Source organism: Nocardia sp. NPDC051030, assembly GCF_040683015.1.
In the GTDB taxonomy this organism is placed as follows: domain Bacteria; phylum Actinomycetota; class Actinomycetes; order Mycobacteriales; family Mycobacteriaceae; genus Nocardia.
In genome coordinates, this window is sequence record NZ_JBFBCD010000003.1 from 802,742 (window position 1) to 827,119 (window position 24,378).

Annotated in this window: 29 protein-coding genes; 12 read left to right on the forward strand and 17 right to left on the reverse strand. The window is 66.4% G+C overall.

What is annotated here, in order from left to right; translation table 11 throughout:
- Positions 1-118 precede the first annotated feature (118 nt).
- Positions 119-655: a DUF2599 domain-containing protein gene (locus AB0N05_RS13135; RefSeq protein ID WP_364691931.1), complete on the reverse strand. Its 537-nt coding sequence runs from the start codon at positions 653-655 to the stop codon at positions 119-121.
- A 235-nt stretch (positions 656-890) separates the two neighbouring features.
- On the opposite strand from AB0N05_RS13135, the gene AB0N05_RS13140 reads away from it, so the two are divergent.
- Positions 891-1,367, forward strand: a complete 477-nt coding sequence (locus AB0N05_RS13140) for an HAD-IIIC family phosphatase (RefSeq protein ID WP_364691934.1) — start codon at positions 891-893, stop codon at positions 1,365-1,367.
- 100 nt (positions 1,368-1,467) lie between these two features.
- On the opposite strand, the gene AB0N05_RS13145 is transcribed toward AB0N05_RS13140, so the two are convergent.
- The 5 genes from AB0N05_RS13145 to AB0N05_RS13165 form a co-directional block, all read right to left on the reverse strand.
- A complete protein-coding gene (locus tag AB0N05_RS13145) occupies positions 1,468-2,907 on the reverse strand; it encodes a 2-dehydropantoate 2-reductase (RefSeq protein ID WP_364691936.1) in 1,440 nt (479 codons plus the stop codon).
- A gap of 134 nt (positions 2,908-3,041) precedes the next feature.
- On the reverse strand, positions 3,042-3,515 hold the full coding sequence (locus AB0N05_RS13150; RefSeq protein WP_364691939.1) for a flavodoxin family protein: 474 nt from the start codon (positions 3,513-3,515) through the stop codon (positions 3,042-3,044).
- A gap of 104 nt (positions 3,516-3,619) precedes the next feature.
- Positions 3,620-4,018 (reverse strand): hypothetical protein, encoded by a 399-nt coding sequence (locus AB0N05_RS13155; protein ID WP_364691942.1) that lies wholly within the window; start codon positions 4,016-4,018, stop codon positions 3,620-3,622.
- Complete coding sequence (locus AB0N05_RS13160) at positions 4,015-4,311, reverse strand: hypothetical protein (RefSeq protein ID WP_364691945.1); 297 nt, start codon at positions 4,309-4,311, stop codon at positions 4,015-4,017. Before AB0N05_RS13160 ends, AB0N05_RS13155 begins: the two co-directional genes overlap by 4 nt.
- A gap of 176 nt (positions 4,312-4,487) precedes the next feature.
- Positions 4,488-6,212, reverse strand: coding sequence for a GMC family oxidoreductase (locus AB0N05_RS13165; protein WP_364691947.1), 1,725 nt, complete (start codon positions 6,210-6,212; stop codon positions 4,488-4,490).
- A 101-nt stretch (positions 6,213-6,313) separates the two neighbouring features.
- Here AB0N05_RS13165 and AB0N05_RS13170 point away from each other — a divergent pair, with 101 nt between their 5' ends.
- Positions 6,314-7,033 (forward strand): MerR family transcriptional regulator, encoded by a 720-nt coding sequence (locus tag AB0N05_RS13170; protein WP_364691949.1) that lies wholly within the window; start codon positions 6,314-6,316, stop codon positions 7,031-7,033.
- A 6-nt stretch (positions 7,034-7,039) separates the two neighbouring features.
- Here the strand turns inward: AB0N05_RS13170 and AB0N05_RS13175 are convergent, their stop codons facing one another.
- The 4 genes from AB0N05_RS13175 to AB0N05_RS13190 all read right to left on the reverse strand — a co-directional run bounded on the left by AB0N05_RS13175 (position 7,040) and on the right by AB0N05_RS13190 (position 10,922).
- Positions 7,040-8,383 (reverse strand): family 1 glycosylhydrolase, encoded by a 1,344-nt coding sequence (locus AB0N05_RS13175; protein WP_364691952.1) that lies wholly within the window; start codon positions 8,381-8,383, stop codon positions 7,040-7,042.
- Between the two features lie 176 nt (positions 8,384-8,559).
- Positions 8,560-9,885, reverse strand: a complete 1,326-nt coding sequence (locus AB0N05_RS13180; protein WP_364691955.1) for a family 1 glycosylhydrolase — start codon at positions 9,883-9,885, stop codon at positions 8,560-8,562.
- Positions 9,886-9,894: 9 nt separating this feature from the next.
- On the reverse strand, positions 9,895-10,464 hold the full coding sequence (locus AB0N05_RS13185; RefSeq protein ID WP_364691957.1) for a class I SAM-dependent methyltransferase: 570 nt from the start codon (positions 10,462-10,464) through the stop codon (positions 9,895-9,897).
- Positions 10,465-10,490: 26 nt separating this feature from the next.
- Positions 10,491-10,922: a hypothetical protein gene (locus AB0N05_RS13190; RefSeq protein WP_364691960.1), complete on the reverse strand. Its 432-nt coding sequence runs from the start codon at positions 10,920-10,922 to the stop codon at positions 10,491-10,493.
- 153 nt (positions 10,923-11,075) lie between these two features.
- Here AB0N05_RS13190 and AB0N05_RS13195 point away from each other — a divergent pair, with 153 nt between their 5' ends.
- Both AB0N05_RS13195 and AB0N05_RS13200 read left to right on the forward strand, forming a co-directional pair.
- Entirely contained in the window at positions 11,076-11,783 is a 708-nt protein-coding gene (locus tag AB0N05_RS13195; RefSeq protein WP_364691963.1) for a hypothetical protein, read from the forward strand.
- A 125-nt stretch (positions 11,784-11,908) separates the two neighbouring features.
- Complete coding sequence (locus AB0N05_RS13200; RefSeq protein WP_364692350.1) at positions 11,909-12,373, forward strand: helix-turn-helix transcriptional regulator; 465 nt, start codon at positions 11,909-11,911, stop codon at positions 12,371-12,373.
- A gap of 19 nt (positions 12,374-12,392) precedes the next feature.
- Here AB0N05_RS13200 and AB0N05_RS13205 read toward each other — a convergent pair whose 3' ends face one another.
- Positions 12,393-12,908: an AAA family ATPase gene (locus tag AB0N05_RS13205; RefSeq protein ID WP_364691966.1), complete on the reverse strand. Its 516-nt coding sequence runs from the start codon at positions 12,906-12,908 to the stop codon at positions 12,393-12,395.
- Positions 12,909-13,034: 126 nt separating this feature from the next.
- Positions 13,035-14,186, reverse strand: coding sequence for an NAD(P)/FAD-dependent oxidoreductase (locus AB0N05_RS13210; RefSeq protein WP_364691969.1), 1,152 nt, complete (start codon positions 14,184-14,186; stop codon positions 13,035-13,037).
- Positions 14,187-14,328: 142 nt separating this feature from the next.
- On the opposite strand from AB0N05_RS13210, the gene AB0N05_RS13215 reads away from it, so the two are divergent.
- Positions 14,329-14,961 carry a TetR family transcriptional regulator gene (locus AB0N05_RS13215; RefSeq protein ID WP_364691971.1) on the forward strand — a complete coding sequence of 211 codons (633 nt, stop codon included), beginning with the start codon at positions 14,329-14,331 and terminating at the stop codon, positions 14,959-14,961.
- A gap of 27 nt (positions 14,962-14,988) precedes the next feature.
- Here the strand turns inward: AB0N05_RS13215 and AB0N05_RS13220 are convergent, their stop codons facing one another.
- Positions 14,989-15,912, reverse strand: a complete 924-nt coding sequence (locus AB0N05_RS13220) for a LysR family transcriptional regulator (RefSeq protein ID WP_364691973.1) — start codon at positions 15,910-15,912, stop codon at positions 14,989-14,991.
- Positions 15,913-16,013: 101 nt separating this feature from the next.
- Here AB0N05_RS13220 and AB0N05_RS13225 point away from each other — a divergent pair, with 101 nt between their 5' ends.
- Positions 16,014-17,414 (forward strand): MFS transporter, encoded by a 1,401-nt coding sequence (locus tag AB0N05_RS13225; RefSeq protein WP_364691976.1) that lies wholly within the window; start codon positions 16,014-16,016, stop codon positions 17,412-17,414.
- Here AB0N05_RS13225 and AB0N05_RS13230 read toward each other — a convergent pair.
- Positions 17,404-18,069 (reverse strand): epimerase, encoded by a 666-nt coding sequence (locus AB0N05_RS13230; RefSeq protein WP_364691979.1) that lies wholly within the window; start codon positions 18,067-18,069, stop codon positions 17,404-17,406. The two genes, AB0N05_RS13225 and AB0N05_RS13230, sit on opposite strands and share 11 nt — an antisense overlap.
- Positions 18,070-18,131: 62 nt before the next feature.
- Here AB0N05_RS13230 and AB0N05_RS13235 point away from each other — a divergent pair, with 62 nt between their 5' ends.
- The gene (locus AB0N05_RS13235; RefSeq protein ID WP_364691982.1) at positions 18,132-18,662 is read left to right on the forward strand and encodes a DUF1992 domain-containing protein; all 531 of its coding nucleotides are present in this window, start codon (positions 18,132-18,134) and stop codon (positions 18,660-18,662) included.
- On the opposite strand, the gene AB0N05_RS13240 is transcribed toward AB0N05_RS13235, so the two are convergent.
- Positions 18,575-19,510: a phosphatase PAP2 family protein gene (locus tag AB0N05_RS13240; RefSeq protein WP_364691985.1), complete on the reverse strand. Its 936-nt coding sequence runs from the start codon at positions 19,508-19,510 to the stop codon at positions 18,575-18,577. The two genes, AB0N05_RS13235 and AB0N05_RS13240, sit on opposite strands and share 88 nt — an antisense overlap.
- Positions 19,511-19,937: 427 nt before the next feature.
- Between AB0N05_RS13240 and AB0N05_RS13245 the strand changes: the two genes are divergently transcribed.
- From AB0N05_RS13245 to AB0N05_RS13260, 4 genes are read left to right on the forward strand one after another with little or no spacing between them, the layout of a single operon-like run.
- A complete protein-coding gene (locus AB0N05_RS13245) occupies positions 19,938-21,362 on the forward strand; it encodes an ATP-binding protein (protein ID WP_364691988.1) in 1,425 nt (474 codons plus the stop codon).
- A gap of 22 nt (positions 21,363-21,384) precedes the next feature.
- Positions 21,385-21,801 (forward strand): roadblock/LC7 domain-containing protein, encoded by a 417-nt coding sequence (locus AB0N05_RS13250; protein ID WP_364692353.1) that lies wholly within the window; start codon positions 21,385-21,387, stop codon positions 21,799-21,801.
- Complete coding sequence (locus AB0N05_RS13255; RefSeq protein WP_364691991.1) at positions 21,798-22,145, forward strand: DUF742 domain-containing protein; 348 nt, start codon at positions 21,798-21,800, stop codon at positions 22,143-22,145. Before AB0N05_RS13250 ends, AB0N05_RS13255 begins: the two co-directional genes overlap by 4 nt.
- Entirely contained in the window at positions 22,120-22,716 is a 597-nt protein-coding gene (locus AB0N05_RS13260) for an ATP/GTP-binding protein (protein ID WP_364691994.1), read from the forward strand. The genes AB0N05_RS13255 and AB0N05_RS13260 overlap by 26 nt, the downstream gene beginning before the upstream one ends.
- Positions 22,717-22,725: 9 nt before the next feature.
- Here AB0N05_RS13260 and AB0N05_RS13265 read toward each other — a convergent pair whose 3' ends face one another.
- Complete coding sequence (locus AB0N05_RS13265; protein WP_364691997.1) at positions 22,726-23,577, reverse strand: sigma-70 family RNA polymerase sigma factor; 852 nt, start codon at positions 23,575-23,577, stop codon at positions 22,726-22,728.
- 35 nt (positions 23,578-23,612) lie between these two features.
- Here AB0N05_RS13265 and AB0N05_RS13270 point away from each other — a divergent pair, with 35 nt between their 5' ends.
- Positions 23,613-24,026 carry a DoxX family protein gene (locus AB0N05_RS13270; protein ID WP_364692000.1) on the forward strand — a complete coding sequence of 138 codons (414 nt, stop codon included), beginning with the start codon at positions 23,613-23,615 and terminating at the stop codon, positions 24,024-24,026.
- Here AB0N05_RS13270 and AB0N05_RS13275 read toward each other — a convergent pair.
- Complete coding sequence (locus AB0N05_RS13275) at positions 24,004-24,270, reverse strand: hypothetical protein (protein ID WP_364692003.1); 267 nt, start codon at positions 24,268-24,270, stop codon at positions 24,004-24,006. The genes AB0N05_RS13270 and AB0N05_RS13275 overlap by 23 nt on opposite strands.
- Positions 24,271-24,378 lie beyond the last annotated feature (108 nt).

Genomic DNA, 24,378 nt, shown 5'->3' on the forward strand with positions numbered 1-24,378 from the left:
TCACCAACGATACGCACTTTTCCTGGTGCGCCAGAAGGTTCTCGGCGGCAAGAGGTTTCGCCGCGACCGTCTCGTTATGCCACGTACTGGGCAAGTTGCCATGTCGCGGCGCGCCCGCTCAGCGCTCCGGCCCGCCCGGATTGCACAGCGCGTTGACCGTCGCCTGATAGCCGACGTCGGGTCGCCACGGCTCCAGATTCCAGCTGGTCTTATTGGGTGCGACGATGCGCGCCCAGTCCCAGTGACACAGGAATTGGTCCCGCATTCCGGGTGTGTCGGCGTCGGGGGCGAGGGTCAGCACTTCCTGCCAGGCGCGATCCCCGGCGGTGGGGAAGGTGTCCTGGCGTCCGGCCTGGGTGGGGAAGACCATGAGACGGCGGCCGTCGATGGCGTCGACCCATTCGGTGTTGTCGATGAGCGGTTGATCGGCGAACTGGTCGACCTGCGGGGTCGTCGAGGGCACCGGGCTGGAGATGGGCTGACCGGTCGCCATGGTGGGTGCCGCGGGAACCTGCGCCACCGATTGCGGGACCGAGGTGACCGAACCCACGATGACCGGTGAGGATTCCTCGGCGGCCCCGCAGCCGGTTAGTACCAGTGCCAGCGAGAATGCGATCAGGCCACCCGATAGTTTCCCGCATTGCCGCATGGGCATTCGCCCCTTTCGTTCCGCCTTGCCCCGTCCGGCCGACGCTACCAGCGATAACCTGGCGATCACGGATCGCTCACCGCCACTGAATGATCAGCTGCGAGGATTTGCCAGCGCTGGCACGTTGGCCCAGACAGCACCTACGATGTCACGCGCAGGGCGGTTCGGAAAAGTGGGACCGCCCGGCAACCGTGGTACCGGATGGTGGCTGAACGCTGGATGGACTTGTAGGGGCGCCGATATGGCAGCGACTGTGAAACTGCTGGTGTGGGAAGTGGACAACACCCTGTGGGATGGGGTGGTGTCCGACTCGACCGAGGGCGCGTTACGCCCGGACGCGGTGCGCGCCTTGCGCACCCTGGGTGAGCGCGGCGTCATGCATGCCGTCGCCAGCCGCGGCGAATGGGACTGGACGGTCGCGAACCTGCGCCGCCATGGACTGCGCGAGCACTTCGCCGTGGTCGAGGTCGGCTGGGGCCGCAAGTCGGCCGCGATCGCCCGCATGGCCCAAACCCTCGGCGTCGGCTTGGACCAGGTCGGCTATATCGACTCCGAACCCCTCGAGCGCAGCGAAGTCGCCCACGCTCTGCCCCAGGTGCGCGCCTACGCCGCCCGCCACGTGGATGTGCTCACCGCGCTCCAGGAATTCCGCGCACCCGTAGGCGACGTCCCCCCACCGACCTCCCCAATGGGCTTCCAGCACATCCACGCTCGCTGAATCCGCGACCGCCGCGCCTTCGACCAAGATCAAGGAGCGGTGGTGGCGGGAATTCGCTCGAATTCACACCACCACAGCTCCCTCGCGCGGCAGAGGTCCTTCAGTCGAGCTGCGCTAGGTGGGTTTCGGTGGCTTGCCAGGCCTCGGGGGAGAGGAGGTGTTTGGTGCGGGCGAACAATTCGTATAGGGCGGCACCGTGTTTGGCGGCCAATTCCGCATTGTGGGTCATGACGTCCAGCTCGTTCGCGACGGTGATCTCCATGAAGGCGCTCAGGTCCACGTCGGCCGGTTCGAATTCGTGGCCGGTGAACCTGTCGCGGAACAGGACCGGCGTGGTGTCGAGCCTGGGGTAGACGGCGGATCGGTCGCAGCTGGCGTACAGGTAGACCAATGCTTCGGCGCGCTCACCGATCAGGGCGATCAAGGTGTGGCGGTCGGACAGGCCGAGCAGGGAATGGTCGAAACCGTCGGTGCCGTAGGTGGCGTGACACAGGGCCGCGAATTGGATGTTCTCGTCCGCACCCCACGCGGTGAGCGCATCGGTGACTCGCCCGAGGTGGGCGAGCAGGGTGCCGCCGGGGTGCGGAATCCGGTCCGCGCCTTGATCTCGCAGGAATCGTTCGATCTTGTCGCGCGTGGCCACGGCGGCGACCAGGCGGGTGGTGATCGGCGCGGGAAGACTATGGTGTTCGGCCGCGCGCAGGACGGCTCCGCCGATGGCGTCGAGTTCCAAGGCCCGGCCCGCTTCGGCGTCGCGCTGCATGGAGGTCTTGGTGTCGGGCGGGAAGCTGTCGTAGCGGGCGAGAATCTGCGCGGCGTCGGTCCTCGCGCCGCAGGCATTGGCGATGGCGGTGGTCTCCTCGACCATGGCGGTCAGCTCGCCGCGCCGCTCGGACAGAATGACGCCGATCGGACTCCGATAGCGGGTGGTGAGCAGCGCGAACGGGGCCAGAAACGCCAATTTCGCCCACAGCGCGGCATTTCCGTCGTCGCGCAGCAGGGTGTTCACGCCGCTCGCGGTGAGCGCCTCGGCCAGTGCGGTCAGTCGTTCCGGCGACCCGGCCAGCTCGATCTCGACAAAGGGACTGCCGTGTTCGATGACACCCGGTGTGGTGCGGGTGGATTCGACGCGGATCACCGCCGGAATCGTGCGCGGCTCCCCGTACGCGGCGCGCAGAACATCAAGGTGTTCAATGCCATTGAGCAGCGGCACGACCACCGCGCTGTCCAGATACTCGGCGGGCACGCGCTCCAGCGCCGCCGCGAGGCTGGTGTGCTTGACCGTCACCAGGCACAGATCAACCGGTTCGCGCAGCACGGTATCGGCTTCGACTCGTGCGCTGAACTCGCCGAACTGCCGACTTCTCACGTGAATTCCATTGTCTCGCAGCGCCTGCACGGTGTCCTCACCGGCCAGGCAGATCACGCGATGCCCGGCGCGCGCCAGCAGCGCCGCGAGCAGTCCGCCCACCCCGCCGGGACCGAGCACGGCCACGGTCAAAGGCGATGAGGCGGAATCGTAAGCATTCATTCGATGCATGGGTATGGCTCCTCTCGGCTGCTGGGTCGACACCTGGCTCGCCTCCACCCGAATGTGGTGGGAGACGAGCCGGGTTGCCGCCCTGGGCCCATACCGATCATCGACGCATGTCGACGCACTGGTCAATCCAGCGGTCAGGAGGCGGCACCGATCCTGGTGCGGAGGTTCTCGGCGAAGGCGCGCGCGTCGGCCAGATCGGCGGCATTGGGCCGCCCCTTCCGGACCCCGCCGACAAGCTTGAAGGGTGCGAGCGTATCGAGCGCCCGGCACGAGAACGTGTCGACCACTTCAAACCCCTTCTGCCCGAGCAACCGCACGAGCGGCCGAGTGAACGGCCGGAACGGGAATTCGGGAAATCCACTGGTGGCAAACACGAATGCCTTGCGCTGCTGCCCGACAGGAAGCCCCTTCACGAACTCCCGCAACCCCACATGAAACGACCCATTGAAAATCCCCGACCCAAACCCCACCAGGTCATAATCGGCAAGCCCAGCCGGATCAACCTCCTCGGGCGCAACCACCCGAGCCCCCAACACCTCCCCGATCACCTCGGCAACCCGCTTGGTATTCCCATGCGACACCGATGTGCAAACAATGATGGCCTTCATGACAATTGCTCCCCTTGCTCTGTCGATGTACCCGAAACGCTAGGCCACCCCCATCAACAAGATCAAGCACGACGCCACGGCAAACCCCTTGCCCCGCAACAGCGTCAGGGACGGAGGTCCACCGCGTCGATGGCCTGCCCGTGGTAGCGCTTGGGCTCGTAGGTGAACACGACTGCACTCACTGCGCGCGCCTCGTGCACGACGGCCGCAGTCTCCACGCCGATGAGGGTTGCCTCCGGCGCGGCGGAACCGATGTCGAGCGCACTCAATCCCAGTGGCAGCACGGTAAGCGGGCTTTCCGGGTCGTGAAGCAGGAACGACAGCTCGCGTGTCTCGTGAGCGAGTTCCGCGGCAGCTGCAGTGACAGACAGGGCGGAGGTCAGCAGCAGACGGCCGTCGAGCACGGCGTCGATCACGATGGTCTGTGCTCGCCGGGTGAGGTCGCGTTCGTAGGCGGTGAGGACGGTGCTGTCGAGAATGATGATGCCCGCGGCAGCGCTCATGCAGTGTTACCTCGGCGCAGCTGGTCGGCGCGTGCCAGCACGGCGCGTGCCTCCACCTGGTTCTTCGCGAATTCGGGGGATTCGGGGTCGATGCCCAAACGGCGCATGGCGCGTTCGGCGAACTCATCACGGTGCTCGTAGGCATGACGGGCGCCAGGCAGGTCGGCGTCGAGGGCCGCACGCAGCCTGGTCAGCGCGTACTGGTTCTGCGACATCCCGGCCTGTGCGGCGGCGCGCTGCAATAGGTACCTGTCCGTCTCACTGAGACCCCGCAACGGAAAGTTTGATGTCATGACGTCACTTTACGTCAGGGGTAGCCGGGCCGCCGAAAAGTCGACTACATCGACGGCGAGGACGAGGACGAAGCCGGTGCGGATTTCGAGGCCGAGGAGATCTCGGCTGAGGAGTTCAAGGTCGAGTGGCTCATCGCGATCGGCGAGCTGTGGAGTGATGAGCCGTGGAGTATCGACTAGGCGGATTCGGTGCTGCCAGTGCGGATTTGCACGATGGGCAGGATCAGGGCGGCGGGGGCGGTGCGGGGGACTGCCGGGTGGTTCGGGGGGATGGGGGAGATGCGCTGGTAGCCGGAGGGTTGGGTGGGGCGGGTGTCGAGTTCGCCCTTGTTGGGCCACATGGCTGCGGCTCGTTCGGCCTGGGCGGTGATGGTGAGGGAGGGGTTGACTCCGAGGTTGGCCGACACCGCCGCGCCGTCTACGACGCTGAGGGTGGGGTAGCCGAAGACTCGGTGGTAGGGGTCGATTACGCCGGTTTCGGGGGTGGAGCCGATTACTGCGCCGCCTAGGAAGTGGGCGGTGAGGGGGATGTTGAAGACTTCGCCCCAGGAGCCGCCTGCTATGCCGCCGATTTTTTCGGCTACCGCGCGGGTTACCTGGTTGCCTGCGGGGATCCAGGTGGGGTTGGGTTCGCCGTGGCCCTGTTTGGAGGTGAGTTTGCGGCCGAAGAGGCCGCGTTTGGTGTAGGTGGTGATGGAGTTGTCGAGGTGCTGCATCACCAGGGAGATGATGGTGCGTTCGCTCCAGTTCTTGGTGGACATGAACTGGATGAGGGTGAGGGGGTGCAGGAGGGCGGTCCAGAGGAAGCGGAGCCAGCGGGGGGTGCGGCCGCCGCCGTCGACCATGAGGGTTTGCAGCAGGCCCATGGAGTTGGAGCCCTTGCCATAGCGGACGGGCTCGATGTGGGTGTCGGGGGTGGGGTGGATCGAGGAGGTGATGGCCACGCCGCGGGTGAAGTCGCGGTCGGGGTTCACCTTTCGGGTGGCCGCGCCGACGATGGATTCGGAGTTGGTGCGGGTCAGGAAGCCCAGGCGAGGGGACAAACCCGACAGGGTTCCCTTGTCTCGCATGGCGAACAGCAGCTGCTGGGTGCCGCGGGTTCCGGCGGCCAGGACCACATGCGCGGCGGTATAGGTCTTGGGCTGCTTGCGCACCCACGCGCCCGTGCGGTGGGTGGCGACATCCCAGGTGCCGTCGGCCTGCGGCTGCACCGCGGCGACCGTGGTCATCGGAATGACCTGCGCCCCGGCCTTTTCCGCGAGGTACAGGTAGTTCTTGACGAGCGTGTTCTTGGCATTGTGGCGGCACCCGGTCATGCATTCGCCGCATTCGGTGCAGCCGGTGCGTTCGGGGCCCGCGCCGCCGAAGTAGGGGTCCGGCACCGTCTTTCCGGCCTCACCGAAGAACACCCCGACCGGGGTCTGTACGAACGTGTCACCCACACCCATGTCCTCGGCGACCTGCTTGAACACCTCGTCGGCGGGAGTCATGTGCGGGTTCTTCACCACGCCGAGCATCTTCTGCGCCTGCTCGTAGTACGGCATGAGCTCGTCGTGCCAGTCGGTGATATCGCGCCACTGCGCGTCCCGGAAGAACGGCGTGGGCGGCACATACAGGGTGTTGGCGTAGTTCAGTGACCCGCCGCCGACACCCGCACCGGCCAGGATGAGCACATCGCGCAGTGGATGGATGCGCTGGATGCCATAGCAGCCCAGCTTGGGCGCCCACAGGAATTTGCGCAGGTCCCAGCTGGTGTCGGGGAGTTCGTTGTCGGCGTAGCGCATGCCCGCCTCCAGCACGCCCACCCGATAACCCTTCTCGGTCAGTCGCAGCGCGGTGACGCTGCCGCCGAAGCCGGACCCGACGATGAGTACATCGAAGTCGGTGTCGCGTTGGGTCATCGGAACTCCCTTTGTCGTCGTCGACAGTGTGGCGGCGGTTACGCTAACGCCGACAGTTGGAACTGTCAACGTTACCGGGTTGCGGTATCTATGCTGTTCGCGTGGACCGATACGACGCGGCGACCGACCTGCGCTACAGCCGCCCGCAACTGGCCGAACTCAGCGGCGTGCCCGCCCGCACCATCCGCTACTACCACTCGCTCGGCGTGCTGCCCAAGCCCGGACGCGTGGGCAAGGAGGCGGTCTACACCGGCGAGCATGTGGAACGACTGCGCGCGATCACGGCCATGCAGGCACGCGGACTGCGACTGGACGCCATCCGCGAGGTCTTCGACGGCGACGGCCCGCGCGATGGCGATTGGCGCGCGGTCTTCGATCCGCGCTACGGCGACTCCGCCGATCCGGGCAAGCCCGGCGAGCCCGGGCACGTGGTCGACGACGACGGACTGTCCGAACTGCTCGGGGATCGGCGCGGCGACGTCCTCGAGGAACTGCTCGCCAATGGCTATGTGCTCGCCTGCGACGGCGGCTGGCGTATTCCGGAGCCCGCCATGCTCACCGGCGCACTGGTTCTGTACGACCTCGGCACCGATATCGCGCTGTCCGGCGTGCTGCGCACCTTGATCCGCACCCGCATCGCCGCGCTCGCCGAGGAAATGGTGCAGGCCTTCAAGGATGCCGCCGCCACGAGCTACGGCGGTGACGATTTCCCCATCGATCTGGACCGCTTCCGTGACCGTTTCCGCGCCGCCGCCCGCGAGGTGGGTGGTGCGACCCTGGCGGCGGAAATCGAGCGCGCCGCACGCGAACTCGAGGTGTGAGCCCACCTAGGGCACCGTCACCGGCGTCTCACAGCTGGCCGGAGGATCGACCAGACGGCATTCCGACGGCCCGCGCACCGGCATATAGCCGCTGGGCAGCCCGCCGGTGTGAATGATCTGCCGGTAGGTGTCCACGGCGTCGGTGGCATGGCGGGCCAGGTTCGGATCGGTTTCGACATCCACGGTGTAGAGCCCGAATCGCGGTGTGTAGGAACCCCATTCGTAATTGTCGGTGAGGCTCCAGTAGTTGTAGCCGACCACATTCATGCCATCGATCTTGGCGCGCTGCAACCAGTAGACGGTGTCGCGCAGATGATCGGAGCGGGTGTAGCCGTCGGCGCGCGGTTTCCCGTTCTCGGTGGGCATGCCGTTCTCCACCACCCACAGCGGCTTGCCCGGGAACATGCGCGAATAGTGTTGCAGCGCATAGTAGATTCCCTCGGGCCGCACCGGCAGATCCCACATGCCCGCGGGCGGGGCGGCCGAGCCGTCGGGCATGTTCACCGCATTGGACTTGGGTGGCTCATAGCCGAAGTAGTAATCCACCCCGATGAAGTCCAGCTTCTCGCTGATGCGCTCCACGAGCGGTCCGTTGACCTGCGCCTCGGCCCCGGCGACATAGCCGACATTGCTGGTCACCAGCGCATTGGGTTGCACCTGGTGGATGTAGTCGTAGATATCGTTGTGCGCCTGCGTGACTCGGTCCAGCATGGTGTCGGCGTCGGTGCCGTTCTGGCGCACCTCGTGCATGATGTACGCGACCGGCTCGTTGACGGTCACCCACACCGGATTCCGTGCGGCATACCGGTCGACCACCGTCTTCGCATTGGCCAGCCAGTCCTCGACCATCCCGGCGTTCTTCCACCCGCCGCGATCGGCCTCCCACCCCGGATACACCCAGTGATCCAGGGTCAGCATGGGCTGCATGCCCGCGTCGTAGATGTTCTGGATCACCGAGTCGTAGAACGCGAACGCGTCCTCGTCCCACGCGCCCGGTTGCGGCTGCACCCGCGCCCACTCGATGCCGATCCGGAACACCTTCACACCCAGACCCGCGGCCAGGGCGATGTCATTGGGGTAGCGGGACCGGAAGTCGATCGAGTTGGCGAAGCTGTCCCAGTCCGGGTTCGCGGAGATGTAGCGCTGCCAGTTGCTGTCGGTGGAATGGCCCTCGGATTGAAATCCCGACGCCGCCACGCCCCAGAGGAAGTTCTCCCCGAGCACCCCGTGCGCCGAACCCATCGGGGCTCCGGGCGTGGCCGGTGTCGCATGCGCGGCCGCCGCGACCGGGAGCAGGGTCGAGGCCGCGGCCAGCCCGGCCACGATGAGCCGGTGCAACCGATTGCGCATCGGAACTCCTCCTCGGGACGGCGGGTCAGCAGGGTCCGATACGGCTCGGCCCAGTCAAGAAATGTCCCGATCGGAGCGTAACCGTTGAATAGCTGAATGCCTGTCCAGGAGCAGGCGTGTCGCGCCCGAAACCCCAGCGTGCGGCGTCCCTTCGAACGGGCGCCCGGTGGTTCGCCCTAGCCCGGTACGGTGACCGGATCCGCGCAGCTGGCTGCCGCGTCCACCAGGGAACAGGCGGCCGGTGCGCGGGTCGGCCGATAGTCGGCCGGGACCCCATCGTCGCGGGTGATCGCCCGGTAGGCATCGACGGCATCGGTGGGACGGCGGGCCAGACTCGGATCGGTCAGAGCGTCCACCGTGTACATGCCGAATCGCGGTGTGTAATAACCCCACTCATAGTTGTCGGTGAGGCTCCAGTAGTTGTAGCCCATGATGTTCATGCCATCGGCCTTGGCGCGCTGGATCCAGTAGATGGTGTCGCGCAGGTCGTCGGCGCGGGTATAGCCGTCCGCGCGGGGTGCGCCATTGTCGGTGGGCATGCCGTTCTCGACGATGTAGAGCGGTTTGCCGGGGAACTGCTGGGAGAAGTGCCGCAGCGTGTAATAGATGCCGTCGGCCTGCAAGGGCAGCTGCCATAATGCCCCGGACGGGTACGCGGTGTACTGCGCCGCGGTGCCGGGGGACATGCCGTAGTAGTAGTCGATGCCGATGTAGTCCAGCTTGGCGGCAATGAGGTTGATCATCGGGCCGTTCACGAGCGGGTCGGCGGCCGGGACATAGGCGATATTGCTGGTCACCATCGCGCCCGACTGCGCCCGGTGGATGTAGTCGTAGATGCTGTTGTGCGCGTTCGCGAGTCGATCCTGCATGGTGAGCGCGTCGGTCAGGGGCAGCCCGCCATTGCGGACCTCGTTCATGATGTAGGCGAAGGGCTCGTTGATGGTCACCCACAGCGGGTCGTCGGCGGCGTAGCGGTCGACCACCTTGCGCATATTGGTCAGCCAGTCCGTCACCATGGCGGGATTGGCCCAGCCGCCGCGATCGGCGGCCCAGCCCGGATACACCCAGTGGTCGAGGGTCAGCATGGGCCGCATGCCCGCCCCGCGGATCGCCCCGATCACCTTGTCGTAGAAGGCGAATCCGTCCTCATCCCACACGCCCGGCTGCGGTTGTACGCGCGCCCACTCGATGCTGATCCGGTAGACATTCACGCCCAGGTTCTTGGCCAGCGCGATATCGGAGGCATACCGGTTGTAGAAGTCGACGCTCTCCCCGTAGCGATCGTATTCCGGGTGGGTGGCCACGTAGCGCAGCCAATTGCTGTCCGGCGCATGCCCTTCGGACTGGAATCCGGAGGAGGCCACGCCCCAGTAGAAGTCACTGCCGAGGGCGGGTACCCGCGCCGGTGCGGGCGTCGCGTGGCTCGGTGCGGCGGTCGCGAGGAGGGCGGTCGCCGCGGCGAGCACGGCGAGCGCGTGGCGGCGGGTATGCGGTCGGCGCATCGAACTCCCTCATTCGGCGGAAAGCGAACTGGGCGGCCGTCCCGCATTATTCGCGACCCGTGCCCGAATCACACGAGGTTCGGCCGAATGCGTGTCGTACTCAGGAAGATCGAGATAGTGGGCGGCCAGTGTCGCGGAGTCTAGATCCTCGAGCAGCTCCCATCCGGTATTCCGTAGCCGTTCGGCCAGGGCGCACTCGCGCACTGTGTCGGCGAGGTAGTCGAAGACGATCTCGGTGCCGCTTACGAGGCCGCGGGCATCCGCCACGGGTATCGCCCCCGGCCGATCCGGGTATCCGAGCCGGATCACGAACACCGGCGCATCGGGGTCGAATTCGCTTGCGGTCAAGTCGATGTCGAGGCATCCGTCCGCTTGTTCGAGCTGGAACACCCGCAGATCACGATAGGGATTATGGGCAGCGAAGGTATCGAGTGCGGTCCCGATCAGCACCGCCTGCCGGGTGCCGCCCGATACGGCGTCCGCGAGCCGGTCCTCGGCGAACCGGCCCCGCGCCGCGCTGAGGAGTCGCCGCCGCAACCGGCAGTCCCGCTGCGGCGTGCGGTAGATGATCGGTCCCATCGCTCGACCTTTCGCCCGTCACGGAGTCAGTCGCGCGGCGGATGCGGCCACCCCGGAATGGGCGGCATGGGCGGTAGTTTCCAGCCGAACGGCAGGTCAGGCATGTCGGGCAGCTCCGGCATGGGCGGCAGCTTGGGCATGGGCGGCAGGGGTGGAATCGGAATCCCACTCTGCGCACCGCCGAAGCGCTGATACGCCGCCTGCCTGGAAGTTCCGAACACCTCGCCGATCTCGGCCCAGGTGCGTCCTTCGTCGCGGGCCTGCCGAACGAGCGAGCGCAGGACGTCATCGACGACATTGTCGAGACTGCGTGCGGCCTGAAGTGCCGCCATCACCGACGGTGTCGGCTTACCCTCGGCGGGGTGCAGTACCTCGGCCACGAATTCGGCGTTGGTGGACAACAGTTTTGCCAGGACCGCGTGCTCGTCGGCGGGGTCTCTGTGTGGTGAATCCGTCATATGTAAATGCTGCCTTTACATGAAAAAGGTTGTCAAGGATCGATTTACAAACCGGGAGTACTGATCGTTTGCTGAACGGGGGTCCATGAGTTAGCCACCGCTATAACGTCTTCGATAGCGAGCAGGAGGTGCACGGGTGAGGATGTCATCGCCATGACCGAACCGGATAGACAATCGGTGGACCATGAGCTGTTCGAGCTGGTCTGTAAGGCGGGCTTCGAGGGCCGGGCCTGGAATCTGCTGGCGGACAGGCTGGTCCGGCATGGACTCGCGATTCTCGCGCCATGGATACGGACCGGTTGGATCTTCCAGGTTGCCCAGCAGAAGGGCATGGCGCTCAACCCGACGGCCCAGGAACGCGAGCTCGTGTCCACCCGCCTCGGCGAGGACTTCGTCCAGGAGACGGTCACCACCGCCCTGGAGAAATTCCGGCGCAAGGCCCTCGACGGAAACGGCTGGTGTCCCGACGGAGGCACCAGTCTCGCAACGTATTTCATCACCGGCTGCGTGATCGCGTTCGTCGAGCACTTCCGGCGCAGCCGCCGCACGGGGGACCTGTATCAACTGCACGTCGGCGTCGAACTGCCGACTGCCGAGGAGGGCGGCCCGGCCCTGGTCGAATTGCTGGCCTCGGCCGAGGATCTGGCGGGCTCGGTGGTGGACCGGCTGGCATTCCAGAGCCGGTTGGCGCGACTCGGGGAACGAGATCGCGGATTGGTGTGGGGTAAGGCGATGGGCTTGCGCGGCAATGAGATCGCGCGCCTGTTCGGCTGGCCATCGGTGAAAGCGGTCGAGCAGCGGTGGTCCAGGTTGAAGCGCGACACCGCCTGGGTGCGCGGCCTCGACGGGAAGGTGGAGTGATGCGCGACAACGATCGTGACGACCTGACGGCCCGAGTTGCCGAACTGCTCGAATACTCCTCGCTCAATGATCGTGCGCTGCAACGGTTGTGCGCGCGAATCCCGCAGGAGCTGGTCGACATCATCATGGAACGGACCGGTGTCGGCCCCCAGCGCATCGGCCCCGCCGATTTCGCGACCCGGCTCAACCAACTCTTCGCCATGGTGCACGCCCCCGGCAGCCGCCCGCGCACCAATGCCGAGGTCGCCTCCGCACTGACCGCCGCCGGTCACCCCATCTCCAAGCCCTACCTGAGTCAGCTGCGCGCCGGCACCCGCACCAGTCCCTCCGACGAGACGGTCATCGCCCTGGCGCGCTTCTTCCGCGTGAAACCGGATTACTTCTTCAATGACGCCTACGCCGCCAAAATCGACAACGACTACGCCGTCCTCACCCGCCTGCAAGCCTACGGCCTGCGCCGATTGTCCTCGCGCGCATTCGATCTGAGCGAGGAGTCCCAAAATCTGCTCACCAGCATGGCCGAAAAGCTGCGCCTGAGCGAAGGCCTCCCCGAGGTCCCATTCGCCCTGCGCAATGAGGAGGTGGACTGACCGATCGCATGCTCGTCGGTCACGGCCGCAGCTGTTGGACCCACTCGCGGACTTCGGGGGCGGTGCGCAATCGGACCACGGTGAGGTGCGGGAATTGCGGGATGCGGTATTCCATATCGAGCCGCCGGTTCGCGTGCTGTGACCAGGCCCAGCGCATCGGATGACCGGGTTCGATCCAGTTGCGCACCGATTCGCGATTGCCATTCCACAGCTCGCGACGCGAAACCGCCCGCGCGACCGAGCGGCGGATGACCCGCGGCATGATGGTCGAGCGCGGCAGATCGAGCCAGACCAGGGTGTCGGCCCGAGACCACAGCACGGACCCCACCAGCTGCTTGTACTGATCCTCGGTAACCCACCGCTCCCCATCCGAGAACTCCGCCACCTCATCCTCGAACGCGTCCCGCTTCACCCACCCCGGCCCGTGATGCAGCGCATCCAGCTCATACCGGGGCATGCGCAGCAATTCCGCCAGCCGCACCGCCAACGTCGTCTTCCCTGCCCCTGAAATGCCCGACACAAGGATCCGCTCCATCACCCGAATCTACCGAGTCGGCCAGATCTCATCGCCGCGCGGTGAGCATGCCGTGGTGCAGGGGGTTCTTGGCGAATGCCTGCACCACAGCATGGTGATCTTGGCTTGGGTGGGAGTACCTGGGAGTCAGGCGGTTTGGGGGAACATTTGGGCGGCCATTTGGAGGGAGCGGTCTACCGTGTCGAAGCCTCGGGGAAGCATGACGGCTTCGTAGGCGGCGATCGCGTGGGGGTAGGACTGTTCGCCTCGGGCGGCCGTGAGGAGTTCGGTGGCCAGGGTTGCTGCGTCCTGGAGGGCGGTGTTGGCTCCTACGCCGCCGGTGGGTGGCATGGTGTGGATGGCATCGCCCAGGAGGGTGACCGGGCCGGATTGCCAGGGGTCGATGCGGCGGCCCGCGCGGAGGGTGATGGGGAAGAAGGTTTCGGGGTCGGCGTGGGCGAAGATTTCTCGCACGGCGGGGTGCCAGTCGGCGGTGGCCTCGACGGCGATTTTCCAGAGTTGCTCGGGGGGGAGGGCGAAGAGTTCGTCGTCGGAGAGGGCCAGGCGCTCGGTGGTGGCTACGACGGTGGTCATGAGGTAGTCCTCGGTGCCTGCGGGGTGGGAGCGGAAGCGCTGGGGGGCGAAGCCCGCGCCGCAGCCGGATTCGTCTGCGACCCAGCAGAACCCGCGGTGGAAGTCCTCGGGGATGAGGGGTTCGGTGGCCTCGGTGATGGTCATGCGGCCGTAGATGCAGCGCAGGCCCAGGTTCAGGACGGTGGCGTGGGGGAGAAGCTGGCGGCGGATGGCTGAGCCGACACCGTCCGCGCCGATGAGCAGATCACCCTCGTCGGTGCCGCCCTCGGTGAATTCGACTCGGACGCGGCCGGATTCGGTGACCTCGTACGCGGAGACGGTGTGGCCGAAGTGGACCACCTCGCTCAGGCCGGTGAGCAAGCCCCGGCGGAAGGTATTGCGGTCGACATTGGTGATCTCCGCGTCGGAGGTATTCGGAAAGGTCAGCGCCATAGTCTGATTCAGCTGGTGCGTGTACATGGCGACCAGGTCGCCATTGATTCCGGCGGTATCGCGGACCACGCCGAGCACGTCCGGGGGGAGGCAGGTGCGCAGTGCGGCATTGCCGTCCGGGTCGATGTGAATGCGGTAGCCCTGATTGCGGATCTGCGGTGTCGGGTCCTGCTCGTAGACGGCGACATCGAGGCCGCCGTGGCGCAGGGCCTGCGCGAGGGCGAGGCCACCGAGGCCGCCACCGGCAATGAGGATTTTCGGGTTGTCTGACATGTCGGTGCTCTTCCTGCTTCAGAACCAGGCCGCCGAGGTGCGGCACCCCTCCATGGTCAAACGCTCGCATGCTTCTGTCAATCAACTGTTTGATTAATTCATTTTCATGCCTGACAAAGCTGATCATGGTTACAATCCGGTGGTGCCCTCATCGAAACCTCGCAGGTCGCCCGCGCCTCAGGAGCGCCAGCGTGATCCGGAGCGCACCCGCAAGCTGATCCTGGACGCGGCCGAGGCCGAGTTCGGTGCGCACGGCTACGCGGGCGCGCGGATCAGCGCCATCGCGGCCCGCGCGGGCGTCAATCAGCAGCTCATCTCGTACTACTTCGATGGCAAAGAGGGCCTGTACCAAGCCATTTCGGAACAGTGGCAAAAGCGGCAGCGCGAGCTGGTGCCGCCGGGCACACCCCTTCCGGAGGCGGTGCGCCGGTACGCGCTCGAGGCGGTGGAGAACCCGCTGGGCCCGCGCCTGCTCGCCTGGGCCGGACTCGAATACACCGGTCCGGCCAGCGATGTCGACCACGAACCGCGCTCTCGCATGCTCGCCGACAGCGTCGCGGATTTGCGTGCGCTGCAAGAATCCGGCCACTTGCCCGCCGACCTCGATCCAGCCTGCCTGCTGGTCATCTTGATGGCGGCCACCATGGCACCGACCACTCTGCCGCACGTCATCGAGGGCATCACCGGCACCGACCCGCGCTCACCCGATTTCATCCGGTACTTCGCGGATCAGATCGCGGTCCTCGCCCGGCATATCGGCCTCGAATCAGCCTGAACTCCCTGGTGATTCAGGCCCGCGTGATCAGTGCGGCGGTGTGCTTCCCTGGCCGATGAACTCCCCGGCCAGCTTCGAGAGGCTGGTGCGGAGCAATCGCACGGACGGATCCTGATCGCGCCGGGGATGCCAGAGTTGGTTCACCCGCAAGGGCCGCAGCGGGATCGGCGCTGTGATCGGCATGAGCCCCAGCGACTCCCGTAACTCGCGGACGAGATCGACCGGTGCAATCGACACCAGGTCCGTACTGCTCGTGAGATGCAGGCTCGCAATGTAATTCGGGACGACGCAGCGCACGGTCCGCGGCTGCCCCGCCTCGCGGAGCGCACGGTCGACCTCATCGCCGGTGCGGCCGCTGCGGGATACCAGGACGTGTGTGGCGGCGGCGAATCGCTCGCTGGTCATCGTGCCCCGCGCGAGACCGTGCCCGGCCCGGACCACCGCGGTGAGCTCGGCCCGCGCCAAGCCCTCGTCTCGCAGATCCGCATGCTTGGACGCATTGACCATGATTGCGAGATCCACGGTCCCATCACGCACCGCATCGGCTCCATCGCGGCCGCCATCGGTGGCGAGAAAACGGACCTCGGCCGCCGGTGCCGCCTCGGCGAGTTCCGCGAGCAGCGCCACGCCTCGGGTCAGGATCAAATCCTGCGGCGCGAGGACGGTCAGACTGCGTGTGAGCGGCCGTGATTCGCGGTCGAGCAGCTGTTCGGCCTGTTCGAGTAGCCCCCGGAGTTGCGGCTTGAGGTCGACGGCCGTGGCGGTGAGTTGCAACCCGCGCCCGGATCGGACCAAGAGCGGGTCCTGGAAAGCCCGCCGCAGTCGCCCGAGCGCCCGGCTCGTCGCGGGCACCGAGAGGTTGAGGCGTTGCGCGGTCCTGGTCACCGAGCTCTCCTCGAGCAGGGTGTCCAGGACGACCAGCAGGTTGAGATCGACCGACGATAGTTGCACTCAGTGAAACTATCAGTTATCGATTTAACGATTGATGCAACTATGGCTGCGGCCTACCTTCGAAATCGCGGTGACCCGCAACTTTTCGAAAGGGGCCAATCATGGCGCTGCTACGAAGCGCATTCTCGACATTCGGCCCGCTCGGTGTGACCTTGGTCTGCGGTTCGGCCATGTTCATCACCAGTCTGGACTCGACCGTCGTGAACGTCGCGCTACCCACCCTGCGCAGCGAGCTGTCGGCGAGCCCGGCTCAGCTGCAATGGATCATCGACGCCTACACCCTGACCCTCGCGGTGCTGCTCCTGCTCGCCGGAGCCCTGGGCGATCGGCTCGGCCGCCGCACCCTGTTCCGCGTCGGACTCGTGGTCTTCGGTCTGGCCTCCCTGGGCTGCGCCCTCGCCACCGGACCTGGCCAGCTCATAGCCGTACGAGTGCTGCAGGCTTGCGGTGCGGCCCTGCTCGCGCCGAATTCGCTGTCCACGGTGACCACCGCGATCACCGATCCGGTCAAACGCGCCCGGGCAATCGGCGTGTGGGCGGGCATCTTCGGCCTCGCGGCGGCGGTCGGACCACTGGTCGGCGGGGTTCTCATCGATACGTTGGGCTGGCGGTGGATCTTCTTGATCAACCTCCCGATCGTCGCCCTAGCCCTGATCGGTTCGCTGCGCATCCCGGAGACGCGCAGCGGCACCCCGCGCCCGCTCGATCCCGCCGGAATCGCGCTCGCGGGACTCGCCATCTTCGGTATCACCGAATTCCTGATCTCCGGTGCGCATCACGGGTACGGCGGACCGGCGTCAATCCTATGTGCTGCCTTGGCAATCGGCGGAGTCGCGGGATTCCTCGTGGTCGAACGCCGACGCGCCGACCCGGTCTTCCCCCTCGCACTGGTCAAACGGCGCACCTTCACCGCGGCGACCGCCACGGCGGTGCTGGCCTTCGCGATTCTCGCCGGATTCCTCTTCATCTCGAGCGTCTACTGGCAGCGTGACCGGGGCTTCTCGGCCCTGGAGACCGGACTGGCCCTGCTCCCGGCCACTCTCGCCATCGCGCTGGTCTCGCCCCTGAGCGGTCGCCTCATCCATGTGGTGGGCGCACGCACGCTGCTCATCGCCTCCGGGCTGCTGCTGACCGTGGGTGCCGTCATCGTGGCCGCCGCCACCGGAAGTGACGGCTACTTGCCTTATGCCGTTGGATATCTGGCCCTCGGCCTGGGATTCGGCTTGGTCAACCCGCCCATCACGAATATCGCGGTAGCGGGCCTGCCGCCGCACCAGTCAGGCGTCGCGTCGGCGCTGGCGACCACATCCCGGCAGCTCGGCAATACCCTCGGCGTGGCGGTCCTGGCCGCCTTCGTCACTGCGGCGCAAGCGGATTCGACGGCCAGCCTGCGTCAGGCGTGGATCGTCATCATCGGCCTGGCCCTCGCGATCACGGCCATCAATACCTTCGCGGTGAATCGTCCGGCACGAGAACCGATTCCGATTCCCGTCAAGGCGTGACAGCGTGGGCGCTGATATCCCGGGGATTGAACACCCGGATATCCGCGCCCAACTCCGCGACGGCGATCATGGCGCGCCCGATCTCCCGATTGTCATTGAACGCGTTCGGCGCGAGCCGCCGGAGGATCGGGATCAGCGGTCCGGTGAGGGTGTAGGCGGCGCGGTAGAGCAGGGTCTTGGAGACCACACCATCCCTCGGCTGCACGAACCCGGGCCGGAACATGTACGCCTGGAAGGGAAGCGCGAGCAGGTCGTTCTCCGTCTTGCCCTTCACCCGCGCCCACATCGTGCGCCCCTGCTCGCTGCTGTCGGTGCCCTGCCCGGAGACATAGATGAAGACCAGCTCCGGATTGGTGGCGAGCGTGCGTGCGACGGACATGGTCAGGTCATAGGTGATCCGCCGATACTCGTCCTCCTTCATCCCCACCGAGGAGACGCCGAGGCAGAAGAAGCACGCGTCGTATTGCGGCAGCTCCCCGGCGATCGCGGAGAGATCCGCCGGATCGGCCTGTACCAGCTCACGCAGCTTGGGATGTTCGACGCCGAGCGCCTTCCGTCCGATCGCGAGGACCTGCTCGACCCGGTCGTCGGTGAGGCACTCCTTGAGGACGCCTTGCCCGATCATGCCGGTACCGCCATACAGGATGACCTTCATGTCAGGCATCCTGCCTCAGCGACAAGGGGATTGCCGGGAGGACTGCCGGTACTCTCGAAAGTGTGACCGAGCGTAAACCGCCCGATCTCTCCTTCGAATCCTGGATCGACAAACAGGTTCGCGAGGCGCACGAACGGGGCGAATTCGACAATCTGCCGGGTGCCGGCCAACCGATTCCGCCGGGCGCGGCGGACGAGGACTGGTGGCTGCGCGGCCTCCTCAAACGTGAGGGCGCGAACGCCGACGCGCTGCTCCCCGAATCCATAGTCCTGCGCCGCCAGCGCGAGCGCATCCAGGACACCGTCCGCGACCTGCCCACCGAACGCGAAGTCCGGGAAACCGTCGCCGCACTCAATGACCGCATCGTGCAATGGCTCCGCATGCCCACCGGCCCCGCCGTCCCGATCGGCCCCGCGCGAGTCGAAGACGTAGTCCACACCTGGCGCGCCGAACGAGAAGCCAAGCGCGCGGCCAACCGCCCCGGCGTCACAAGATCAGGGAGCGCTCAGGGCGCTCTCGACCCCGATTCCACACCACCAGAGCTCCCTCGGCGTTGGGGACGACGGTGGTGGGGGTGGATTGTCAGGAAGTAGAAGGGATTGGGGAACGCGGGAGGGAGGAGGTCGGACGGCCAGGGGGTGACGGGTAGGGGTGGTTCGGCCGGGAATGGTCGTTTGGTGGTGGTCGCGGGGTGTAGGAGTGCGGCCACTGCGAGGAGGGTTGTGGCGGCCATGGTGTCGAGCCAGTAGTGGTTGCCGGTGCCGATGACGACTATGAGGGTGATGGCGGGGTGGGCCAGTAGTAGCCAGCGCCAGGGGGTTCGGGTCGCGGCGATCAGGGCCACGGCGAGCAGCATCGCCCAGCCGACGTGCAGGGACGGCATGGCGGCGAATTGGTTGGAGAGATGGTCGGTTTCGGGTGGGCCGTAGACCGAGGGGCCGTATCGGGCCGCGAGATCGACGAATCCGTCTTCGGGGAGCATGCGCGGGGGAGCGATCGGCATCAGGACGTGCAGGAGCAGTGCGGCCGCCGTGATCGCCACCATGAGATTGCGGGTCAGGCGGTAATAGCTCGGCCGATAGGCCCACAACCAGATCAGGGCGACAACCGCGACGGTGAAATGCGCGGTGGCGTAATAGATATTGGCCGATTTCGCCAGGAATTCATGGTCGACGAACACCGCCTGGACTCTGGTCTCGTCGACCATCTGGAAAGTGTTCTCCCAGGACACGAGTTCGTGCGCGTTGTCGAGTGCGCGCGTCTCCTCACCGGCCGCGAGAATCCGCCCGATGCGATAGATCATGTAGAGGACCGTGATCAATGCCAGTTGGCCGAGTGCTTCCCACCCGCGGCCACGCACCGCCATCCACGTGCGCTGGATCACTCCGGCACTCGGCAATCCCGTTGCCGTGCTTGCCCCGTCGAGGTCCAATGCCACCATTGCCCGCGGCCTCCCTCCTCATCGAACGGGCCGCTCCGCCGTAAGCGGAGATTCATACTCCGTTTAACTTAGCATCACCCGACACTCGCCTCGACCACTGTGACCGGGGAGACAATGCGCGCCCGTAGGCGCTGCTGCGGGATGCAGGATTCGGATTGCCGACCTCGAGGGCAGCCAATGGGTTGCTGTTCGCAATGGCCCGGACTCGCGAGGCATCGGCGCCGGAAATCGGGGGTAAACGCCGACCCTTGCGCGGCCGCGCAGTCGCGTTCTGACGGGCACTCGGCGTGACGTCGCCCGAAATGCTGTGAGGTGCAGTGCGTCCGGTCGGGGGTTTGCCGGGAGATACCGAAACCTTTGGTGACATAGACGATTCTGCTACTGTGGCCACGCCGATCTTGGGATCGTCCGGACGACAAGAGAATTGATGAATCAAGACAACGCTGTGGTGCTTATCTGGGTGCTCGCCGCCGCGCTGGTCGTCGCCGTTGGTGCGGCGGGGTTCGCGTGGTGGTCCGCGCGAAAGCAGCGGGCGCGTGCCGACGCGCTCGTTCGTGAGCAGCGCGTTCGCGACGAGGCCGTCGAGAAAATGATCGAGAATCTGACCGGCACCATCGTGCCCGCGATCGGTGAGGCGGTGCGGCGCTCGGATTCCGAGTCGCCGACGGTCGCGCTCCCGACCGTGCTGGAGCAGACGCGGATCGCCGAACTGGTGTGGCGCTGGGCCGCCCGCTGCGGTGATGAACTGCGTTTGGTGCAGGTCGAGACGCGCGAACGGGTGCAGCGGGAGGCCGATACGGCCACCGGGCTCGCGGTGGCGCAGGCCACGGCGGCCGCGCGCGCTCAGGCGGAGGCGGCGGCCCGCGAGGCCACCCGCGCCGCGGTGCGCGCGTTCGGTACCTCGGTGGTCAGCCTCGGCGCGGATGTCAGCCAGGTGCTCAGCGGTTCGCTGCGCAAGCATCGCGGTGACGAGGTGTATGAAACCCTCACCCGCATCGACCATTCGGTGCAGCAGATGATCCGCCAGGCGCAGTCCTTCGTGATCGTCTGTGGCGGCCTACCCGGGCGGCGCTGGCCGCAACAGAGCCTCACCGATGTGGTCGGCGGCGCGGTCGGCCGCGTGCGCGACTACACCCGGGTGCGGCCCGCCCAGCTCGATCGCGTGGTGCTCAGCCGCGTGGTGGAACCGCTGGTGCACACCATCGCCACCCTGCTCGACAATGCGCTGCGGTATTCGCCGCCCACGTCGTTCGTGGACATCTCCTTCCAGGAGGGCCACCACGGCGTCACGGTCATCATCGATGACGCCGGCGTGCGAATGAATGCCGAGCAGCTCGATGAGACCCGCCAGATCCTCAATGGTGATCAGGTGGTGGACATCCACCAGCTGGGTCCCTCACCGCGCGTGGGCTTCCCGGGCGTCGCCGCCCTGGCCCGGCGCTACGGCTACACCATCTACATCGACGGCCCCAATACCTATGGCGGCATGCGGGCGATGGTCTTCATCCCCGACACCCTGCTGGCCCCGATCACCGCGCCGGACTTCTCCTCCCTCGCGCCGCTCGCGCCCGAGCCGGAGGTCGTCGAGCAGCTGGTCGCGCCGCAGCCGGTGGCCGAACCGGCCGTGCTGCTCGCCGAACCGAAACAGATTATGGTGGAAGAGCCTTCACCGCCCGATCATGATCTGACCCCGGGCGGTCTGCCGAAACGGCGACGCCGGTCGGCAATAGCAGCGGCGGCGCCCAAGGTGAGCGAAGCCGAATCCGGTTCGGCGCGACCGGATATCGCCGCGGCATGGCATAGCGGTTCCCAGCGCGGCCGGGCGGCCGCGATCGATCACTCGAAGGGATGACATCTTGACGGGCACACCGGGCATGACAGTGACCGACAGCAATAAACTGGCGTGGCTTCTCGATGATCTCGAGATTCCCGGCGTCCGGTTCGCGGTGCTGCTCTCCGACGATGGTCTGCGCATCGCTCACACCAGTGGAATCACGGTCGATGATGCCGAGCGGTTCTCGGCGGCGGCCTCCGGGCTGCGCGCGCTCGGCAAGGCGCTCGGCGAATTCTGTGGCGGCACCGTCGATAACGGCATCCGGCAGAACATGACCGAGTACGACGGCGGCATGATCTTCATCACCGCGGCCGGGGCCGGTGCGCTGCTGGGTGTTTCGACCACCCAGGACGTCGACGTCAGCCTGATCGCGCATCGCATGAACGAACTGGCCATTCGCGTCGGCTTCGAATTGGGCAGCATGTCGCGGACGAGAGCGGATCTCGGTCGGCCATGAGCCGCCCGCGACGGGACCCTGATCTGGTCCGTGCGTATGTGCGCACGGGCGGGAGATCGCGTCCGTCGCGAGCACTGGATCTGGTGACTCTGGTTGTCGCCGCGAAGGATCTGGAGCCCGGGGCGTCGTCGGATGCGCGGCGGATCATGCAGGTGTGTCGCGGAGGCGCGCTCACCCTGGCCGAAGTCGCCGCGTATCTCGACCTGCCACCATCCGTCGTGAAGATCCTCGCGGCGGACCTGTTGGATACCGGCCATCTGGTCGACCCCACTCCGCCGGACATGCTGTCGGAGCAAGCCTTGTTGGAAGAGGTACTGAATGGGCTCCGCGCTCTACCCGTCTGAGCGCGTGGTCGACTATGTCCCGCGCACCGTGACCCGCGCCGTAAAACTGTTGGTGGCAGGCAATTTCGGTGTCGGCAAGACGACCTTCGTGGGCAGCGTGTCGGAAATCCGGCCGCTGCGCACCGAGGAGACGATCACCGAGGCCAGCGTCGGCGTGGACGATATGGCCGGGCTACCGGGCAAGACCACGACCACGGTCGCCATGGATTTCGGGCGCATCACCCTCAATCCGCGTCTGGCCCTGTACCTGTTCGGCACGCCCGGTCAGCGCCGGTTCGTCCCCATGTGGGAGGACCTCGCGGTGGGTGCGCTCGGGGCGATGGTGCTGGTCGATACCCGGCGCATCGAGAAGGCCGATGAGGCGCTCTCGGTGCTGGAGGAGCGGGGCGTCCCGTATGCGGTGGCCGTGAACGAATTCGACGGTGCCGCACGGTTTCCGCTCGAGGAAGTGCGCGACGCCCTGGACCTCGACCCCGGCACGCCGCTGCTCTCCCTCGACGCGCGCGACCGGCCCAGCTGCGTTCGCTCCCTGATCACCCTCGTCGAATACCTGCTCCAACCGAAGACCTGACCGGACGGGCTAGTCCCACTTCTCGCCGACGATGTCGATCCGCGAAATCGTCGAGCCGGTGACCGTGAACATCATCAGCGAATACGACTCCCGGTCCGTGGCCACAAGCGCGCCCGCCCTGCCGTTCACCACAATCGGATGCAGGTAGTCGTTCACGCGGCCGAACCCGATGGCCTGCCGCGCAATACGCTCGGCTCCCTGGATTCGGACCGCCGCGCCGGTCGGGCTGGCCACGGCATCGGCATACGCGACGACCTCCGGATCGAGGATGTTCAGCAGCGCCTCGAAGTCTCCGGCGCGGGATGCGGCGTAGAAGGCCGTGACAATATCGCGGTGGCGCACCAGCTCCGGATCGGTCGCGGGGGAGTCGTCGGCAATCCGGTGGCGGGCGCGGGTGGCAAGCAGCCTGGCCGCATTGGGTGTCCGTCGCAGAATCGCCGCGATCTCATCGAACGGCATCCGGAACATATCGTGCAGGACGAAGGCGACTCGTTCGGCGGGCCGCAGCCGATTCAGTACGACCAGCATCGCGCGTTCGACCGACTCACCCAGCACTGCTTCGTCTTCAGGCCCCAGCCCTGTCTCCTGCTGCGAAATACCCTCGGGCACATGCACCCCGAGCGGGTCTTCCCGCCGTCGCTGCCGGGTACGTAGCGCATCCAGGCAAATTCGTGTCACGACGGTGGTCAGCCATCCTTCGAGATTGTCGATCCCGGCAAGCTCCGCACGGTCGAATCGCAGCCAGGCCTCCTGTACGGCGTCCTCCGCCTCGGCCATCGACCCGACCATCCGATAGGCCACGGCCCGCAGCCGACGCCGCTGCGACTCGAACGCCTCGGCCTTCTCCTGCACATCTGTCATCGACATATCCCCGGTCCCCATTCCGTCAAACCGGTATGAACACCTCAACCAACTTCCCCGACGCCGCGACCACAGCGTCCCCGCGTCACATCCCCTATCGTGCCCTCGCCTATTGGATCGCGACACTCCTGGTCATCGCCGAACTCGTGGTGGGCGGCATCTGGGACATCCTCCGCATTCCCTATGTCCGCGACCTCATGCCGCACCTCGGCTACCCGACCTATTTCCTGGTCCTGCTGGGCATATGGAAGCTCTTGGGCGCGGTAGCACTGCTTCTACCCGGTCGCCCCGTCGTGAAGGAATGGGCCTACGCAGGCGTCTTCTTCGTCTACTCGGGTGCGATCGTCTCCCACCTCACCGCCGGATACGCGCGCGGCACAGTGGGAGTCCTTGTCGTCCTGATCGCCCTGACCATCACCTCCTGGGTCACGGGTCGGCCGTCACGTTGAACGGCGCCTGGTTCGGACCCTGATCCAGAGGCATGCTCCACCCCGGATTGCCGCCGTGCAAGATCGGATAGTCCGGCCACACCTGTCCGGGCCCCAATGCCGGACTGTCACACAACATCACACATCCGGCGGGCAGCCCGTTCCCCGGCTGCGGATAACTCGGATCCTGATACCCGGCCAGACCGATGGCAGGAACCGACACCGCAGCCATCACACCGAACCCGATCGCAACCAGAACAGCCATCGCGCCGATTCCCTTCCGACGGGATGTATCTCATCCCGCTACGGCGCGCGATAGCCCGACACCCCCGGCCGCAAACCCGGACTCGCCGAACCAATTCATCCCGGCCAG

Bases quoted from the DNA above. Each gene is read 5' to 3' on its own strand.
- AB0N05_RS13175 (WP_364691952.1), bottom strand. From the start codon at position 8,383: ATGCGCAATCGGTTGCACCGGCTCATCGTGGCCGGGCTGGCCGCGGCC.
- AB0N05_RS13250 (WP_364692353.1), top strand. From the start codon at position 21,385: ATGACAGTGACCGACAGCAATAAACTGGCGTGGCTTCTCGATGATCTC.
- AB0N05_RS13150 (WP_364691939.1), bottom strand. From the start codon at position 3,515: ATGAAGGCCATCATTGTTTGCACATCGGTGTCGCATGGGAATACCAAG.
- AB0N05_RS13245 (WP_364691988.1), top strand. From the start codon at position 19,938: ATGAATCAAGACAACGCTGTGGTGCTTATCTGGGTGCTCGCCGCCGCG.
- AB0N05_RS13275 (WP_364692003.1), bottom strand. From the start codon at position 24,270: ATGGCTGTTCTGGTTGCGATCGGGTTCGGTGTGATGGCTGCGGTGTCG.
- AB0N05_RS13260 (WP_364691994.1), top strand. From the start codon at position 22,120: ATGGGCTCCGCGCTCTACCCGTCTGAGCGCGTGGTCGACTATGTCCCG.
- AB0N05_RS13210 (WP_364691969.1), bottom strand. From the start codon at position 14,186: ATGTCAGACAACCCGAAAATCCTCATTGCCGGTGGCGGCCTCGGTGGC.
- AB0N05_RS13200 (WP_364692350.1), top strand. From the start codon at position 11,909: ATGGAACGGACCGGTGTCGGCCCCCAGCGCATCGGCCCCGCCGATTTC.
- AB0N05_RS13155 (WP_364691942.1), bottom strand. From the start codon at position 4,018: ATGAGCGCTGCCGCGGGCATCATCATTCTCGACAGCACCGTCCTCACC.
- AB0N05_RS13145 (WP_364691936.1), bottom strand. From the start codon at position 2,907: ATGCATCGAATGAATGCTTACGATTCCGCCTCATCGCCTTTGACCGTG.
- AB0N05_RS13140 (WP_364691934.1), top strand. From the start codon at position 891: ATGGCAGCGACTGTGAAACTGCTGGTGTGGGAAGTGGACAACACCCTG.
- AB0N05_RS13160 (WP_364691945.1), bottom strand. From the start codon at position 4,311: ATGACATCAAACTTTCCGTTGCGGGGTCTCAGTGAGACGGACAGGTAC.
- AB0N05_RS13265 (WP_364691997.1), bottom strand. From the start codon at position 23,577: ATGACAGATGTGCAGGAGAAGGCCGAGGCGTTCGAGTCGCAGCGGCGT.
- AB0N05_RS13240 (WP_364691985.1), bottom strand. From the start codon at position 19,510: ATGGTGGCATTGGACCTCGACGGGGCAAGCACGGCAACGGGATTGCCG.
- AB0N05_RS13205 (WP_364691966.1), bottom strand. From the start codon at position 12,908: ATGGAGCGGATCCTTGTGTCGGGCATTTCAGGGGCAGGGAAGACGACG.
- AB0N05_RS13195 (WP_364691963.1), top strand. From the start codon at position 11,076: ATGACCGAACCGGATAGACAATCGGTGGACCATGAGCTGTTCGAGCTG.
- AB0N05_RS13190 (WP_364691960.1), bottom strand. From the start codon at position 10,922: ATGACGGATTCACCACACAGAGACCCCGCCGACGAGCACGCGGTCCTG.
- AB0N05_RS13180 (WP_364691955.1), bottom strand. From the start codon at position 9,885: ATGCGCCGACCGCATACCCGCCGCCACGCGCTCGCCGTGCTCGCCGCG.
- AB0N05_RS13165 (WP_364691947.1), bottom strand. From the start codon at position 6,212: ATGACCCAACGCGACACCGACTTCGATGTACTCATCGTCGGGTCCGGC.
- AB0N05_RS13230 (WP_364691979.1), bottom strand. From the start codon at position 18,069: ATGAAGGTCATCCTGTATGGCGGTACCGGCATGATCGGGCAAGGCGTC.
- AB0N05_RS13270 (WP_364692000.1), top strand. From the start codon at position 23,613: ATGAACACCTCAACCAACTTCCCCGACGCCGCGACCACAGCGTCCCCG.
- AB0N05_RS13135 (WP_364691931.1), bottom strand. From the start codon at position 655: ATGCCCATGCGGCAATGCGGGAAACTATCGGGTGGCCTGATCGCATTC.
- AB0N05_RS13255 (WP_364691991.1), top strand. From the start codon at position 21,798: ATGAGCCGCCCGCGACGGGACCCTGATCTGGTCCGTGCGTATGTGCGC.
- AB0N05_RS13225 (WP_364691976.1), top strand. From the start codon at position 16,014: ATGGCGCTGCTACGAAGCGCATTCTCGACATTCGGCCCGCTCGGTGTG.
- AB0N05_RS13185 (WP_364691957.1), bottom strand. From the start codon at position 10,464: ATGGGACCGATCATCTACCGCACGCCGCAGCGGGACTGCCGGTTGCGG.